Annotated in this window: 18 protein-coding genes; all 18 read left to right on the top strand. The window is 47.1% G+C overall.

All coding sequences use genetic code 11. The features are described from left to right. Positions 1-46: 46 nt before the first annotated feature. The 18 genes from rpoC (at position 47) to rplN (ending at position 14,549) form a co-directional block, all read left to right on the top strand. Positions 47-3,661: a DNA-directed RNA polymerase subunit beta' gene (gene rpoC, locus MHH48_RS31685; protein WP_076326228.1), complete on the top strand. Its 3,615-nt coding sequence runs from the start codon at positions 47-49 to the stop codon at positions 3,659-3,661. A gap of 168 nt (positions 3,662-3,829) precedes the next feature. After that, positions 3,830-4,081, top strand: coding sequence for a ribosomal L7Ae/L30e/S12e/Gadd45 family protein (locus MHH48_RS31680; RefSeq protein WP_006212931.1), 252 nt, complete (start codon positions 3,830-3,832; stop codon positions 4,079-4,081). Positions 4,082-4,221: 140 nt separating this feature from the next. Beyond that, positions 4,222-4,641 (top strand): 30S ribosomal protein S12, encoded by a 420-nt coding sequence (rpsL, locus tag MHH48_RS31675; RefSeq protein ID WP_006212930.1) that lies wholly within the window; start codon positions 4,222-4,224, stop codon positions 4,639-4,641. 53 nt (positions 4,642-4,694) lie between these two features. Further along, positions 4,695-5,165 (top strand): 30S ribosomal protein S7, encoded by a 471-nt coding sequence (rpsG, locus tag MHH48_RS31670; RefSeq protein WP_006212929.1) that lies wholly within the window; start codon positions 4,695-4,697, stop codon positions 5,163-5,165. Between the two features lie 48 nt (positions 5,166-5,213). Further along, complete coding sequence (gene fusA / locus MHH48_RS31665) at positions 5,214-7,295, top strand: elongation factor G (protein WP_076326227.1); 2,082 nt, start codon at positions 5,214-5,216, stop codon at positions 7,293-7,295. Positions 7,296-7,390: 95 nt separating this feature from the next. After that, positions 7,391-8,581, top strand: coding sequence for an elongation factor Tu (gene tuf / locus MHH48_RS31660; protein ID WP_076326226.1), 1,191 nt, complete (start codon positions 7,391-7,393; stop codon positions 8,579-8,581). A 456-nt stretch (positions 8,582-9,037) separates the two neighbouring features. Continuing rightward, a complete protein-coding gene (rpsJ, locus tag MHH48_RS31655; protein ID WP_006212922.1) occupies positions 9,038-9,346 on the top strand; it encodes a 30S ribosomal protein S10 in 309 nt (102 codons plus the stop codon). Positions 9,347-9,387: 41 nt separating this feature from the next. Next, positions 9,388-10,011 (top strand): 50S ribosomal protein L3, encoded by a 624-nt coding sequence (gene rplC / locus MHH48_RS31650; RefSeq protein WP_076326225.1) that lies wholly within the window; start codon positions 9,388-9,390, stop codon positions 10,009-10,011. 26 nt (positions 10,012-10,037) lie between these two features. After that, positions 10,038-10,661 (top strand): 50S ribosomal protein L4, encoded by a 624-nt coding sequence (rplD, locus tag MHH48_RS31645; protein WP_076326224.1) that lies wholly within the window; start codon positions 10,038-10,040, stop codon positions 10,659-10,661. Next, positions 10,661-10,954: a 50S ribosomal protein L23 gene (rplW, locus tag MHH48_RS31640; protein ID WP_006212919.1), complete on the top strand. Its 294-nt coding sequence runs from the start codon at positions 10,661-10,663 to the stop codon at positions 10,952-10,954. The genes rplD and rplW overlap by 1 nt, the downstream gene beginning before the upstream one ends. 29 nt (positions 10,955-10,983) lie before the next feature. Further along, positions 10,984-11,814 (top strand): 50S ribosomal protein L2, encoded by an 831-nt coding sequence (rplB, locus tag MHH48_RS31635; RefSeq protein ID WP_076326223.1) that lies wholly within the window; start codon positions 10,984-10,986, stop codon positions 11,812-11,814. 71 nt (positions 11,815-11,885) lie between these two features. Beyond that, the gene (rpsS, locus tag MHH48_RS31630) at positions 11,886-12,161 is read left to right on the top strand and encodes a 30S ribosomal protein S19 (RefSeq protein ID WP_023964919.1); all 276 of its coding nucleotides are present in this window, start codon (positions 11,886-11,888) and stop codon (positions 12,159-12,161) included. 36 nt (positions 12,162-12,197) lie between these two features. Continuing rightward, the gene (gene rplV / locus MHH48_RS31625) at positions 12,198-12,530 is read left to right on the top strand and encodes a 50S ribosomal protein L22 (protein ID WP_015737624.1); all 333 of its coding nucleotides are present in this window, start codon (positions 12,198-12,200) and stop codon (positions 12,528-12,530) included. Positions 12,531-12,543: 13 nt separating this feature from the next. Further along, entirely contained in the window at positions 12,544-13,209 is a 666-nt protein-coding gene (gene rpsC, locus MHH48_RS31620; RefSeq protein ID WP_006212915.1) for a 30S ribosomal protein S3, read from the top strand. Between the two features lie 2 nt (positions 13,210-13,211). Next, positions 13,212-13,646, top strand: a complete 435-nt coding sequence (gene rplP / locus MHH48_RS31615; protein ID WP_009589221.1) for a 50S ribosomal protein L16 — start codon at positions 13,212-13,214, stop codon at positions 13,644-13,646. Further along, entirely contained in the window at positions 13,636-13,833 is a 198-nt protein-coding gene (gene rpmC / locus MHH48_RS31610; RefSeq protein WP_007132561.1) for a 50S ribosomal protein L29, read from the top strand. Before rplP ends, rpmC begins: the two co-directional genes overlap by 11 nt. A gap of 44 nt (positions 13,834-13,877) precedes the next feature. After that, on the top strand, positions 13,878-14,144 hold the full coding sequence (gene rpsQ / locus MHH48_RS31605) for a 30S ribosomal protein S17 (RefSeq protein ID WP_009589223.1): 267 nt from the start codon (positions 13,878-13,880) through the stop codon (positions 14,142-14,144). A gap of 36 nt (positions 14,145-14,180) precedes the next feature. Next, positions 14,181-14,549, top strand: a complete 369-nt coding sequence (gene rplN / locus MHH48_RS31600; RefSeq protein WP_006212911.1) for a 50S ribosomal protein L14 — start codon at positions 14,181-14,183, stop codon at positions 14,547-14,549. The last annotated feature ends 16 nt before the right edge of the window (positions 14,550-14,565 follow it).

The following is a 14,565-nucleotide window of genomic DNA, read 5'->3' as shown; positions in this document are numbered from 1 at the left end:
TGGTCGTATAGCACATAAATAGGACTAGGTTGAGGAGGGTTGCTCCTTGTTGGACGTTAACAATTTTGAGTACATGAAAATCGGTCTTGCTTCACCGGAAAAAATTCGCTCTTGGTCTCGCGGAGAGGTGAAGAAGCCGGAAACGATTAACTACCGTACATTGAAGCCGGAGAAAGAAGGCCTGTTCTGTGAGCGGATTTTCGGTCCGCAGAAGGACTGGGAATGTCATTGCGGTAAGTATAAGCGTGTCCGTTATAAGGGAGTAGTCTGCGATCGCTGTGGCGTTGAAGTAACACGCGCTAAAGTCCGTCGTGAACGGATGGGCCATATCGAGCTTGCGGCTCCTGTATCGCATATTTGGTATTTCAAAGGGATTCCAAGCCGTATGGGTCTGGCTCTGGATATGTCCCCAAGATCTCTTGAGGAGATCATTTACTTCGCATCTTATGTTGTAACCGATCCAGGAGATACACCGCTGGAGAAGAAGCAGCTGTTGTCCGAGAAGGAATACCGCAGCTACCGTGAAAAGTACGGCTACGGATTCCAAGCAGGCATGGGTGCTGAAGCGGTTAAGAAGCTTCTTCAAGACATCGATGTTGACAAAGAGCTTGAGTTCCTTAAAGAAGAACTGCGCACTGCACAGGGTCAACGCCGCAACCGGGCCATCAAACGCCTGGAAGTGATTGAGGCGTTCCGTAACTCCGGCAACAATCCGGAGTGGATGATCATGGATGTGCTGCCAGTCATTCCACCGGAGCTTCGTCCGATGGTTCAACTTGATGGTGGACGCTTTGCGACCTCCGACTTGAACGATCTGTACCGTCGCGTTATTAACCGGAACAACCGTCTGAAAAGATTGCTGGATCTCGGTGCGCCGGATATTATCGTACAGAACGAGAAGCGCATGCTGCAGGAAGCTGTCGATGCACTGATCGATAACGGCCGTCGCGGTCGTCCGGTCACAGGTCCTGGTAACCGTCCGCTTAAATCCCTCAGCCACATGCTGAAAGGTAAACAAGGACGTTTCCGTCAGAACTTGCTCGGTAAACGGGTTGACTATTCTGGTCGTTCCGTTATCGTTGTAGGTCCTTACCTGAAAATGTACCAATGCGGTCTGCCTAAGAAAATGGCGCTTGAGCTCTTCAAGCCGTTCGTTATGAAAGAATTGGTCAACAAAGGCCTTGCACATAATATCAAGAGTGCGAAGCGCAAAGTAGAACGTGTAAGTCCAGAAGTATGGGATGTGCTCGAAGAGGTTATTAAAGAGCATCCGGTTCTTCTGAACCGTGCACCGACGCTTCACAGACTCGGTATCCAAGCATTTGAACCGATTCTGGTTGAGGGCCATGCGATCCGTCTTCATCCGCTCGTATGTACAGCATATAACGCTGACTTTGACGGTGACCAAATGGCGGTTCACGTTCCTTTGTCTGCCGAAGCTCAAGCTGAAGCGCGTCTTTTGATGCTGGCATCGGGTAACATTCTGAACCCGAAAGACGGTAAGCCAGTTGTTACGCCTTCTCAGGATATGGTACTGGGTTCCTTCTATCTCACGATGGATAACAAGGAAGAGAAAGGTACCGGCATGATTCTGGGCAGCGTGAACGAAGCAGTTTCCGCTTATCAGCGTGAAGCAGCTGGTCTGCATGCACGCGTAGCGATTCCGGTTAAAGCCCTGGGCAAAACATGCTTTACGGAAAAACAGCAGAATGCGATGTTGGTTACGACGATCGGCCGGATTATCTTTAACGAGATTTTCCCTGCCAGCTTCCCTTATATCAATGAAGCGACTCGTACGAACCTGCTGCAAGGTACGCCTGAGAAGTATTTCGTATATGAGAAGGGTGCAGATATTCAAAAAGTGATCCAAGAACTGCCAATCAGCGGTGCTGTTGGTAAGGAATATCTGGGTTCCATCATTGCACGCTGCTTTGAAACGTACCATACAACCGAAACCTCTGTGATTTTGGATAAAATCAAGCAGATCGGTTTCACATACTCTACTCGTGCTGGCGTAACCGTTGCGGTATCCGACGTTATCGTACCTGACGAGAAGAATGAAATTCTGAAAGAGTCCGACGAGAAGGTTAAAGTGGTAACGAACCAATATCGCCGCGGCTTGATTACGAATGAAGAACGTTATGACCGTGTTATCGATATCTGGTCCAAGACCAAAGACGATATTACGGATGTACTCATGAAATCGATGGACCGCTTTAACTCCATCATGCTCATGGTGGATTCCAAAGCACGGGGTAACAAATCGCAGATCACTCAGCTCGGTGGTATGCGGGGTCTGATGGCGAACCCGTCGGGTCGTATCATCGAACTCCCAATCAAATCGAACTTCCGTGAAGGACTGACGGTACTCGAGTACTTCCTGTCCACGCACGGTGCGCGTAAAGGTCTTGCCGATACAGCGCTTCGTACCGCTGACTCCGGTTACTTGACTCGTCGACTTGTTGACGTGGCCCAGGATGTTATCGTTCGCGAAGATGAGTGCAGCACGGATAAAGGCTTTACTGTTAGCCGTATTCAGGACGGTAAAGAGGTTATCGAGGATCTCTATGACCGTATCGAGGGACGTTATGCCTTTGAAACCGTTCGTCATCCGGAAACGAAAGAGATCATCGTGAATCGCAACGAATTGATTGACTCCGACAAAGCTGAGGAAATCGTAGCAGCTGGTGTTGAGAAGCTGCAAATTCGTTCCATCTTGAGCTGCCGTGCACGTTATGGCGTCTGCAAAAAATGTTATGGTCGTAACCTGGCTACTGGTAAGCATGTTGAGATTGGTGAAGCGGTTGGCATTATCGCAGCTCAATCCATCGGCGAACCGGGAACACAGCTCACGATGCGTACGTTCCACACAGGCGGCGTTGCCGGTGATGATATTACACAAGGTCTTCCGCGTATCCAGGAGCTCTTTGAAGCCCGTAATCCTAAAGGTCAAGCGACCATTAGTGAGATTGATGGTGTGGTTAAAGAAATCCGCGAAACGAAGGACCGTCGTGAAATCGAAATTCAAGGTGAAGCTGAAACTAAGGTTTACGCAGTTACCTACGGTTCCCGTCTGCGCGTAAGCGAAGGCAAGCACATTGAAGCCGGGGATGAACTCACCGATGGTTCCATTGATCCGAAGGAAATGCTTCGCATCAAAGGTATCCGTGGTGTGCAGAACTACATCCTTCAGGAAGTACAACGCGTATACCGTAACCAAGGCGTAGAAATTAACGATAAGCACGTTGAAGTTATGATCAGACAGATGCTGCGTAAATTCCGTATCGTTGATGCGGGAGATACGAACCTGTTGCCAGGCTCCTTCGTGGATATGCATGAATATGAGACAGCCAATAAAGACGCTATTCTCTCCGGAAAAGAACCAGCGGTTGCCAAACCGGTTCTCCTCGGAATTACAAAAGCATCTCTCGAAACCGATTCGTTCTTGTCAGCGGCCTCCTTCCAGGAGACAACTCGCGTGTTGACTGACGCTGCAATCAAAGGTAAAGTCGATCAACTGCTTGGTCTGAAAGAGAATGTTATCATTGGTAAGCTGATCCCTGCGGGAACGGGTATGAACCGATATCGCAGCGTGAAGTTCGCGGGACAAAACGATGTGAATGACGAAAGTCAGGAACTCGAAACAGCTTCTATAGATTAAGAGACAGTCAGGTGACGGGGAGATTTTCGCGTCGTAAGATGCTGAATTTCTCCGTCCCAATGTTTCTTTTTCCTGATTTAATAGCTTGACATCGCTTAGGGCAGATGCTAATATAGCAAAGGTGCGTGAATAGTTTCTTTGTTCCCTGTTCTTTTGGAGGAATGACTTGTGTCTAATGATAAAGGATTACAGGATGCACACATCAAGATTGGCACCAAACAAACGATGAAGGCCGTTGAATCCGGTTTGGCTGCAGAGGTTTATGTGGCTGAAGATTGCGACCAACGTTTGATTTCAAAAGTCGTATCCGAGTGTGATAAGAATGGTGTGCATATCAACTATGTACCCACGATGATAGAGCTTGGAGAAGCATGCGGTATTGAAGTTGGTGCAGCTATGGTAGCTGTCTTGAAATCATGATTTGAGAAATCGTTTTTGTTGGAGAAGGCGTTACTTCTCTCGGCAAAAACTTTTCATTTGTCCTTTTATGAACCGCCTGGGTCTGTGGACTTAAACGGGGTTGTAATTAGGATGATAAATACGGGAAGGGGGTGGCTAGCATGCCAACAATTAACCAACTGGTTCGCAAGGGCCGTCAAGCTAAAGTTTACAAATCGAAATCTCCAGCTCTTCAAAAAGGTTTTAACGCTTTGAAACGTGAGGAGACCGACTTGAGCGCTCCGCAAAAACGCGGTGTATGCACTCGTGTAGGCACAATGACGCCGAAAAAACCGAACTCCGCACTTCGTAAATATGCTCGTGTTCGCTTGACGAACCGCATTGAGGTGACGGCTTACATTCCGGGTATCGGACATAACTTGCAAGAGCACAGTGTTGTATTGGTTCGCGGTGGACGGGTAAAAGACCTTCCGGGTGTACGTTACCATATCGTTCGCGGCGCACTTGATACCGCTGGTGTAAACAACCGGATGCAAGCTCGTTCCAAATACGGCACGAAGCGTCCTAAAGCAAAAAGCTAATTGATGCTCATGTTTTCGTAACATGACTCATGACTGAAGAAAGGGGGATATCCATGCCACGCAAAGGTCCAGTAACTAAAAGAGACGTGCTGCCAGATCCAGTGTATAACAGCAAGCTGGTAACTCGTCTGATCAACCGCATCATGTTGGATGGTAAAAGAGGTGTTGCTCAAAGCATCCTTTACAATTCGTTCAACATCATCAAGGAACGTACTGGTAATGATCCGATGGAAGTGTTTGAAGCAGCTATCAAGAACATCATGCCAGTATTGGAAGTTAAAGCTCGTCGTGTCGGTGGTGCTAACTACCAGGTTCCAATCGAAGTTAAACCAGAGAGACGTACATCCCTTGGATTACGTTGGCTCGTAAACTACTCCCGCAACCGCGGCGAGAAAACCATGGAAGAGCGTTTGGCGGCTGAGATCATCGATGCTTCCAACAACACAGGCGCTTCCGTTAAGAAACGCGAAGATACACACAAAATGGCTGAAGCGAACAAAGCGTTTGCTCACTACCGTTGGTAGGATTCAGCAACTAATTTTACACTTTAATTTTGAAGGGAGACTATTCGCATGGCGACAAGAGAGTTCTCCTTGAAAAATACACGTAATATCGGGATCATGGCGCATATTGATGCTGGTAAAACGACCACAACAGAGCGGATTTTGTTCTACACAGGCCGTACTCATAAAATCGGTGAAACCCATGAGGGTTCCGCTACTATGGACTGGATGGAGCAAGAGCAGGAGCGCGGAATTACCATTACTTCCGCCGCGACTACCGCTTCTTGGAAGGGTCACCGCGTTAATATTATCGACACCCCGGGGCACGTTGACTTCACAGTAGAAGTTGAACGTTCCCTTCGTGTATTGGATGGGGCAGTAGGTGTATTCAGTGCGAAAGAGGGCGTAGAACCTCAGTCGGAGACGGTTTGGAGACAAGCAGACCGTTACGGTGTACCGCGGATCGCATACGTAAACAAAATGGATATTATCGGTGCCGACTACTTGAACGTAGTTAAAGATATGAGAGAGCGTCTGCAAGCGAACGCGGTAGCGATTCAGCTTCCGATCGGTGCAGAGAATGATTTCATTGGCATCATCGATGTTATCGAGGAAAAAGCCTTTATGTATAAGGATGACCTTGGTCAAAACATCGAAGAAACCGAAATTCCAGCAGAATTCAAGGATCAAGTGGAAGAGCTTCGCAACGAGCTTGTTGAGAAGGTAGCAGAACTTGACGAAGACTTGACAATGAAATATCTTGAAGGTGAAGAAATCACCATAGCTGAGTTGAAAGCTGCTCTGCGTAAAGGTGTTGTCGAAGTTAAGATCTTCCCAGTTATCTGTGGATCTTCTTACCGTAACAAAGGCGTTCAGTTGATGCTTGATGCCGTAATCGATTATTTGCCGGCTCCAACTGATGTTCCAGACATCAAGGGTACCCATGAAGATGGAACTGAAGCTATCCGGCATTCTTCCGATGAAGAGCCGTTCTCGGCTTTGGCATTCAAAATCGCTACGGACCCTTATGTTGGTAAGCTGACATTCTTCCGCGTATATTCCGGTGTACTGCAATCCGGCTCTTACGTACTGAATGCAACTAAAGGTAAGCGTGAGCGCATTGGTCGTATCCTTCAAATGCATGCGAACAGCCGTCAAGAAATTTCCGAAGTATTCGCCGGAGATATCGCAGCTGCCGTAGGTTTGAAAGATACGGGTACAGGTGATACACTATGTGATGAGAAGGACCCGGTTATCTTGGAGTCCATGAACTTCCCTGATCCGGTTATCGAAATCGCAGTTGAGCCTAAAACAAAAGCTGACCAAGATAAATTGGGTGTGGCTCTCGGTAAGTTGACTGAAGAGGATCCAACTCTTCGTGCACATACTGATGAAGAAACAGGCCAAACGATCCTGGCAGGTATGGGTGAGCTTCACTTGGACATCATCATCGACCGTATGCGTCGCGAGTTCAAGGTAGAAACTAACGTGGGTAAACCACAGGTAGCTTACCGCGAAACATTCCGTGCACCAGCTCGCGTTGAAGGTAAATTCGTTCGTCAGTCCGGTGGTCGTGGACAATACGGTCACGTATGGGTTGAGTTCGAACCTCTGGAAGCAGGTAGCGGTAACCAATTCGAGAGCAAGGTTGTCGGTGGTTCTGTACCAAGAGAATACATTGGTCCAGCTCAACAAGGTATTGAAGAGCAAATGAAGAACGGTGTACTCGCCGGCTTCCCGCTTGTTGACGTTAAAGCAACCATCGTCGACGGTTCATACCATGATGTTGACTCCAATGAAATGGCGTTTAAAATCGCCGGTTCCATGGCTTTGAAAGCAGCTAAAGACAAGTGTAAGCCTGTCCTGCTCGAGCCTATTATGAAAGTTGAAGTTACCGTGCCTGAGGAATACATGGGCGACGTAATGGGTATGCTGAACTCCCGCCGTGGACGTATCGAAGGTATGGACTCCCGTGGTGGTACTCAAATTATCCGTGCGAAAGTACCTCTTTCCGAAATGTTCGGTTACTCCACTACCCTTCGCTCCGGTACACAAGGACGCGGTGTGTTCTCCATGGAACTCTCCCACTACGAAGAAGTTCCTAAGAATATCTCCGATGAAATTGTGTCCAAGATCAAAGGCGGAGAGTAATAACGTTTTACCTGCTGGATAGGAGGCGGGACCAACATCCCGTTAACTCCGCTTCCGGCCCAACATATATATCCCCTTAAGGAGGAATTGTTCAAATGGCAAAGGCTAAATACGAACGTACGAAACCCCATGTTAACATCGGTACTATCGGTCACGTTGACCATGGTAAAACAACTTTGACAGCTGCAATCACATCTGTATTGTCCAAAACTTACGGTGGTGCTGCAATGTCTTTCGATCAAATTGACAAAGCTCCAGAAGAGCGCGAACGCGGTATCACAATCTCTACTTCCCACGTAGAGTATGAAACTGACGCTCGTCACTATGCGCACGTTGACTGCCCAGGTCACGCTGACTATGTTAAAAACATGATCACTGGTGCAGCTCAAATGGACGGAGCAATCCTGGTTGTATCCGCAGCTGACGGCCCAATGCCGCAAACTCGTGAGCACATCCTGTTGTCCCGCCAAGTAGGCGTTCCTTACATCGTTGTATTCTTGAACAAATGCGACATGGTTGAAGACGAAGAGCTCTTGGAATTGGTTGAGATGGAAGTTCGCGACCTGCTGAACGAGTATGACTTCCCAGGCGACGACACTCCGATCACTCGTGGTTCCGCTCGTGAAGCTCTGCAAAACCCAGATGGCGAATGGGCACAAAAAATCGTTGAAATGTTCAAAACAATCGACGAGTACATCCCATTGCCTGAGCGCGACACTGACAAGCCTTTCTTGATGCCTGTCGAGGACGTATTCTCCATCACTGGTCGTGGTACCGTTGCTACAGGTCGTGTAGAGCGTGGTACGATCAAAGTTGGTGACGAGATCGAAATCGTTGGTATCGCTGAAGAAACTAAGAAATCCGTTGTTACGGGCGTTGAGATGTTCCGTAAATTGCTGGATTCCGCACAAGCTGGAGACAACATCGGTGCATTGCTTCGTGGTGTTGAGCGTACTCAAATCGAGCGCGGTCAAGTACTTGCTAAGCCTGCTTCCGTTAAACCACACACAGAATTCACAGCTCAAGTATATGTACTGAGCAAAGAAGAAGGCGGACGTCATAAGCCTTTCTTCACTGGCTACCGTCCACAGTTCTACTTCCGTACTACGGACGTAACTGGTGTGATCAACTTGCCAGAGGGTTCTGAAATGGTTATGCCTGGTGATAACATCACTGTAACGGTTAACCTGATCAACCCAATCGCGATTGAAGAAGGAACTAAGTTCTCCATTCGTGAAGGCGGCCGTACCGTAGGTGCTGGTTCCGTTGCTTCCATCATTAAATAATTAAGGCTTACGAATAGCCTTGAATATAGCAACAGTGTATTGTAACGAGCAACAATGTGATGTCCTGATAAAAGAGTCTGATCCTTTGGATCAGGCTCTTTTCTTTAGGGATCAGCCCCAATAATCTGATTACATTCTCTGATGGATATCAGTTATTTAATTCGAAACTTTCTATTATATAGAATAGAGAGTGCGTTACAATATGATATGCGAAAAGCGATGAAATCTATTAGCCAAGTTCTGCAACCTTCGGTTAAAGATGTAAATACATAAAATTATGAATTAGTGCTTGCAATACGCCTATCTTTTATATATAATAGTGAATGTTGTTCTGCGACGTTGCGATGATGTGAGAGGTTACCGACACACCCGGCCCCTTTGCCATGAGGTGGGTGGTTGGAAAATTTTCGCGGAGTATGTCCGATACCAAATTGGGCGATAGAAGGAGGGAATAAAATGGCAAAGCAAAAAATTCGTATTCGCTTGAAAGCATACGACCACAGAGTTCTTGATCAATCCGCTGAGAAAATTGTTGAGACAGCAAAACGTTCGGGTGCTGGTGTATCCGGTCCGATCCCGCTTCCAACTGAGAAACAAATAATTACCATTCTCCGTGCGGTGCACAAGTATAAGGATTCTCGGGAACAGTTCGAAATGCGTACACATAAACGCTTGATCGACATCGTGAACCCGACTCCACAAACTGTGGATGCCTTGATGCGCTTGGACCTGCCGTCCGGTGTAGATATCGAAATCAAACTGTAAGCATTGCATAATGAATTAGAGAAGAGAAAAGAGGTGTCAACATGAAAGGTATCTTAGGTAGAAAGCTCGGAATGACTCAAGTGTTTACCCCTGAGGGTGTTGTAATTCCTGTAACGGTTATCGAAGCAGGTCCTTGTGTTGTTCTTCAAAAGAAAGATCTGGAAAACGACGGATACGAAGCGATTCAAGTCGGTTTCTCTGATAAGAAAGAGAACAGATCTAACAAACCAGAAGCAGGCCATGCGAAAAAAGCAAACACTGCGCCTAAGCGCTACGTTCGCGAAATTCGCGGTGTTGACCTCGCGAGTGTCGAGGTTGGACAAGAGCTGAAGGCTGATGTCTTCGCAGAAGGCGAATTTGTTGACGTAACGGGTATTTCCAAAGGTAAAGGTTTCCAAGGTGTAATCAAACGTTGGGGCCAAAGCCGCGGACCAATGTCTCACGGTTCCCGTTATCACCGTAGACCAGGTTCCATGGGTTCGATCCAGGCAAACCGTGTTCCTAAAGGAAAACGCCTGCCAGGTCACATGGGCAATGAGACAGTTACGATTCAAAAGCTCGAGGTTGTCAAAGTCGACACAGAGCGTAACGTAATCCTTGTTAAAGGCTCCATACCTGGACCTAAAAAAGGTTTCGTTCAAATCAAAGAAACGGTGAAGAAATAATCGCCTGAAGAAAGGAGGAACAAAGAATGCCTAAAGTAGCACTTTATAATGTCAGCGGTAGCCAAGTTGGCGAAGTAGAATTGAATGAAGCTGTGTTCGGCATCGAGCCGAACGTACACGTACTGCACAGTGCAGTATTGTTGCAGCGCGCTTCCCTTCGTCGTGGTACCCACAAAGTAAAAGGACGTTCTGAAGTACGCGGCGGCGGACGTAAGCCTTGGAAACAAAAAGGTACTGGCCGTGCTCGTCAAGGTTCGATCCGTTCTCCACAATGGAAAGGCGGCGGTGTGGTATTTGGACCAACTCCGCGCAGCTACACGTTTAAACTTCCTAAGAAAGTTCGTCGTTTGGCTATCAAATCCGCATTGTCTTCCAAAGTGATTGACAACGCAATTATCGTATTGGATCAATTGACGCTGAATACGCCGAAAACGAAAGAGTTTGCTAACATCCTTAGCAACCTGAAAATAGGCCGTAAAGCTCTGATCGTTGCTCCAAGCTATGATGATAATGTAGCCCTTTCCGCACGTAATATTCCTGGTGTGAAATTCGTAGCGGCTGACGGCATTAATGTTCTTGACGTAATGTCGTACGATCAACTGATCATTACGAAGGAAGCAGTTCAGAAGGTAGAGGAGGTGCTCGCGTAATGAAAGACCCACGCGATATAATCAAGCGCCCGGTGATCACGGAACGTACGGCTGACTACATGGCAGAGCTGAAATATGCTTTTGAAGTGGATATCCGCGCTAACAAGACCGAGATCAAGCAAGCTGTCGAATCTATTTTTAAAGTTAAAGTATCGAACGTGAATACGATGCGTGTCCCTGCTAAACCAAAGCGTTATGGCCGTTATTCCGGTTACACAACCGAATGGAAAAAGGCGATCGTGACTTTGGCTCCAGACAGCAAACCGCTCGAGTTCTTTGAATCGGTTGAATAAGAATTTCTTAAGTAAGGAGGGAAAATTCAGTGCCTATTAAAAAGTATAAACCGACATCCCCGGCTCGACGCAACATGTCCGTGTCGACTTTCGAAGAAATCACCACGAATCAGCCGGAGAAATCGTTGCTGGCTCCGCTGAGCAAAACAGCTGGCCGTAACAACCAAGGTAAAATTACAGTTCGTCACCATGGCGGCGGACACAAGCGTAAATACCGTATCATCGACTTCAAACGGAATAAAGACGGCATTCCAGGTCGCGTTGCTACAATCGAATACGACCCGAACCGTACTTCCAACATCGCTCTGATTCACTATGTAGATGGTGAAAAGCGTTATATCATCGCTCCTAAAGGTCTGAAAGTTGGAGACCAAGTAGTATCTGGAGTAGGTGCTGACATCAAGATTGGTAACTCACTTCCACTGGAAAACATTCCGGTAGGTACCGTTATCCACAACATCGAATTGAAACCAGGTAAAGGCGGACAATTGGTTCGTGCTGCTGGTACAGAAGCTCAACTTCTCGGTAAAGAAGATAAGTACGTAACTGTTCGTCTTTCTTCCGGTGAAGTTCGCCGCATCCTGAAAGTTTGCCGTGCAACCATCGGTTCTGTGGGTAACCAAGACCATGAGTTGATCAAAATCGGTAAAGCTGGTCGTAGCCGCTGGCTTGGACAACGTCCTGAAGTACGTGGTGTGGTAATGAACCCTAACGATCACCCTCACGGTGGTGGTGAAGGCCGCGCTCCAATCGGACGTAAATCGCCTATGTCTCCATGGGGTAAACCAACCCTTGGTTACAAAACACGTAAAAAAGGTAAAGCTTCTGACAAATATATCGTTCGCCGCCGCACGAAGTAATGCGCGATTGTGCATAACTTCGTGACAGGCTCGAAGGTAACGAGACAATTTGGTGAAGGGAGGATTTCAATATGAGCCGTAGTTTGAAAAAAGGACCTTTTATTGACGGATATCTGCTCAAAAAAGTGGAGGACATGAACAGCGCAAGCAAAAAGGCTGTGATCAAAACCTGGTCCCGCCGCTCCACTATTTTCCCGCAATTTATCGGTCACACGTTCGGAGTATACGATGGCCGTAAACATGTACCTGTATATGTAACAGAGGACATGGTAGGACACAAGTTGGGTGAGTTCGCTCCAACTCGTACTTACAAAGGTCATGAAGATGATAAGAAAACAAGAAGATAATTAATGAAGCTCTTTGTTTGAGAGGAGGTTAAACATATGGAAGCAAAAGCACATGCTAGATCGATTCGTATTGCTCCTCGTAAAGCTCAACTCGTTGTTGACTTGATCCGCGGTAAGCAAGTGGGCGAAGCGATCGCAATTCTTCGTCACACTCCGAAAGCTGCATCTCCGGTTGTTGAGAAGCTTTTGAACTCGGCTATCGCAAACGCTGAGCATAACTACTCTTTGGATGTAACTAAATTGGTTGTGACGCAAGCTTATGTCAACCAGGGACCGACTATGAAACGTTTCCGCCCGCGTGCGATGGGACGTGCAAGCCGGATCAATAAACGCACCAGCCACATTACTTTGGTGGTAGCTGAAAAATAAGGAGGGAAAACGTGTGGGCCAAAAGGTAAATCCAGTAGGACTCCGTATCGGTATTATCCGTGATTGGGAATCCAAATGGTATGCAGGCAAAGACTTCGGTGATCTTTTGCTGGAAGACGTGAAAATCCGTGAATACCTGAAAAATAAATTGAAAGACTCCGCTGTATCTCGTATCGAAATCGAGAGAGCGGCTAATCGTGTGAACGTGACGATCCACACTGCGAAGCCTGGTATGGTTATCGGTAAAGGTGGTTCCGAAGTAGAAGTACTGCGCGGACAAGTGACTAAAATTGCCGGCGGTAAAAAAGTTCACATCAACATTTCTGAAATTAAAAACCCTGAACTGGACGCTATTCTTGTTGCTGAAAGCATTGCACAACAGTTGGAACGTCGTGTGTCTTTCCGTCGTGCACTGAAACAAGCGATTCAAAGAACTATGCGCTCTGGAGCTAAAGGGATTAAAACATCGGTCAGCGGACGTCTTGGCGGAGCCGAGATTGCTCGTACGGAAGGCTACAGTGAAGGAACTGTTCCACTTCATACGCTTCGTGCAGACATCGACTATGGTACAGCAGAAGCGCATACGACTTACGGCCGTATCGGCGTGAAAGTATGGATCTATCGTGGAGAGGTTCTTCCTACGGCTAAGAAACAAGCTGCTCAGGAAGGAGGCAACTAATCATGTTGGTACCAAAACGTGTAAAACACCGCAAACAACAGCGCGGCCATATGAGAGGTCAAGCTAAAGGCGGTACTGAACTGAACTTCGGCGAATTCGGTCTGCAAGCTACAGAACCAGGCTGGATCACGAACCGTCAGATCGAAGCTGCTCGTATCGCGATGACTCGTTACATTCGTCGTGGCGGTAAAGTATGGATCAAGATTTTCCCAGATAAGCCGATTACTCAAAAGCCTCTTGAAGTGCGGATGGGTAGCGGTAAAGGTAACGTAGAGAAATGGGTTGCCGTTGTAAAACCAGGCAAGATCATGTTTGAACTTGGAGGCGTGTCCGAGGAAATCGCCCGCGAAGCGATGCGTCTCGCCGCTCACAAGCTGCCTGTTAAAACGAAGTTTGTGAAACGAGAAGAAGTGGGTGGTGAAGCAAATGAAAGCTAATGAACTGCGCAACTTAACCACTGCAGAAATCGAGCAAAAAATCGCCGGATTTAAAGAGGAACTCTTTAACCTCCGTTTTCAATTGGCCACAGGCCAGCTTGACAACCCGACTCGGATCCGTGACGTTCGCAAAGAAATAGCTCGTGCTAAAACCGTTATCCGTGAAAGAGAACTTGGGATTAGTTAATGAAACGGAACTCACTGTTCTGAATTCAGGAAGGAGGCTAACAAATGAGCGAAGAACGCAATGCTCGTAAAGTGCAAATTGGTAAAGTTGTCAGCGATAAAATGGATAAAACCATTGTTGTAGCTGTTGAAACTTATAAGAAGCATGACTTGTATCACAAACGCATTAAATACACGAAAAAATTTAAAGCGCATGATGAGAACAATCAAGCTCAAATCGGAGATACCGTTAAAATCATGGAAACTCGCCCTCTCTCCAAAGACAAGCGCTGGAGATTGGTAGAAGTGGTTGAAAAAGCGGTTATCATCTAAGATATGATCAGTTTTTGATGGAAGGAGGAAATTTAAATGATTCAACCATTTACACGTTTAGCTGTTGCTGACAACTCCGGTGCGAAGGAACTGATGTGTATCCGCGTATTGGGTGGTACTGGTCGTCGTACAGCTCAAATCGGTGATTTGATCGTATGTTCCGTCAAACAAGCAACACCAGGCGGCGTTGTCAAAAAGGGTGATGTAGTAAGAGCGGTAGTCGTTCGTACGAAGCGTTCTGTACGTCGTAAAGACGGATCCTACATCTCATTTGACGAGAATGCAGCTGTTGTTGTTAAAGACGACAGAAGCCCACGCGGAACTCGTATTTTCGGACCAGTTGCTCGCGAACTTCGCGAAAGAGACTACATGAAAATCGTTTCCTTGGCTCCGGAAGTAATCTAAATAACACCCCAAAAAG

This window comes from Paenibacillus sp. FSL F4-0100 (genome assembly GCF_037993005.1).
Lineage (GTDB): Bacteria > Bacillota > Bacilli > Paenibacillales > Paenibacillaceae > Paenibacillus_AQ.
The sequence above is the reverse complement of the archived record's forward strand: the minus strand, read 5'-3'. Positions and strand labels throughout refer to the sequence as shown.

Excerpts from the sequence above, each read along its gene's own strand:
- rpsL (WP_006212930.1), top strand. The coding sequence starts at position 4,222 with ATGCCAACAATTAACCAACTGGTTCGCAAGGGCCGTCAAGCTAAAGTT.
- rpsG (WP_006212929.1), top strand. The coding sequence starts at position 4,695 with ATGCCACGCAAAGGTCCAGTAACTAAAAGAGACGTGCTGCCAGATCCA.
- fusA (WP_076326227.1), top strand. The coding sequence starts at position 5,214 with ATGGCGACAAGAGAGTTCTCCTTGAAAAATACACGTAATATCGGGATC.
- tuf (WP_076326226.1), top strand. The coding sequence starts at position 7,391 with ATGGCAAAGGCTAAATACGAACGTACGAAACCCCATGTTAACATCGGT.
- rpsJ (WP_006212922.1), top strand. The coding sequence starts at position 9,038 with ATGGCAAAGCAAAAAATTCGTATTCGCTTGAAAGCATACGACCACAGA.
- rplC (WP_076326225.1), top strand. The coding sequence starts at position 9,388 with ATGAAAGGTATCTTAGGTAGAAAGCTCGGAATGACTCAAGTGTTTACC.
- rplD (WP_076326224.1), top strand. The coding sequence starts at position 10,038 with ATGCCTAAAGTAGCACTTTATAATGTCAGCGGTAGCCAAGTTGGCGAA.
- rplW (WP_006212919.1), top strand. The coding sequence starts at position 10,661 with ATGAAAGACCCACGCGATATAATCAAGCGCCCGGTGATCACGGAACGT.
- rpsS (WP_023964919.1), top strand. The coding sequence starts at position 11,886 with ATGAGCCGTAGTTTGAAAAAAGGACCTTTTATTGACGGATATCTGCTC.
- rplV (WP_015737624.1), top strand. The coding sequence starts at position 12,198 with ATGGAAGCAAAAGCACATGCTAGATCGATTCGTATTGCTCCTCGTAAA.
- rplP (WP_009589221.1), top strand. The coding sequence starts at position 13,212 with ATGTTGGTACCAAAACGTGTAAAACACCGCAAACAACAGCGCGGCCAT.
- rpmC (WP_007132561.1), top strand. The coding sequence starts at position 13,636 with ATGAAAGCTAATGAACTGCGCAACTTAACCACTGCAGAAATCGAGCAA.
- rpsQ (WP_009589223.1), top strand. The coding sequence starts at position 13,878 with ATGAGCGAAGAACGCAATGCTCGTAAAGTGCAAATTGGTAAAGTTGTC.
- rplN (WP_006212911.1), top strand. The coding sequence starts at position 14,181 with ATGATTCAACCATTTACACGTTTAGCTGTTGCTGACAACTCCGGTGCG.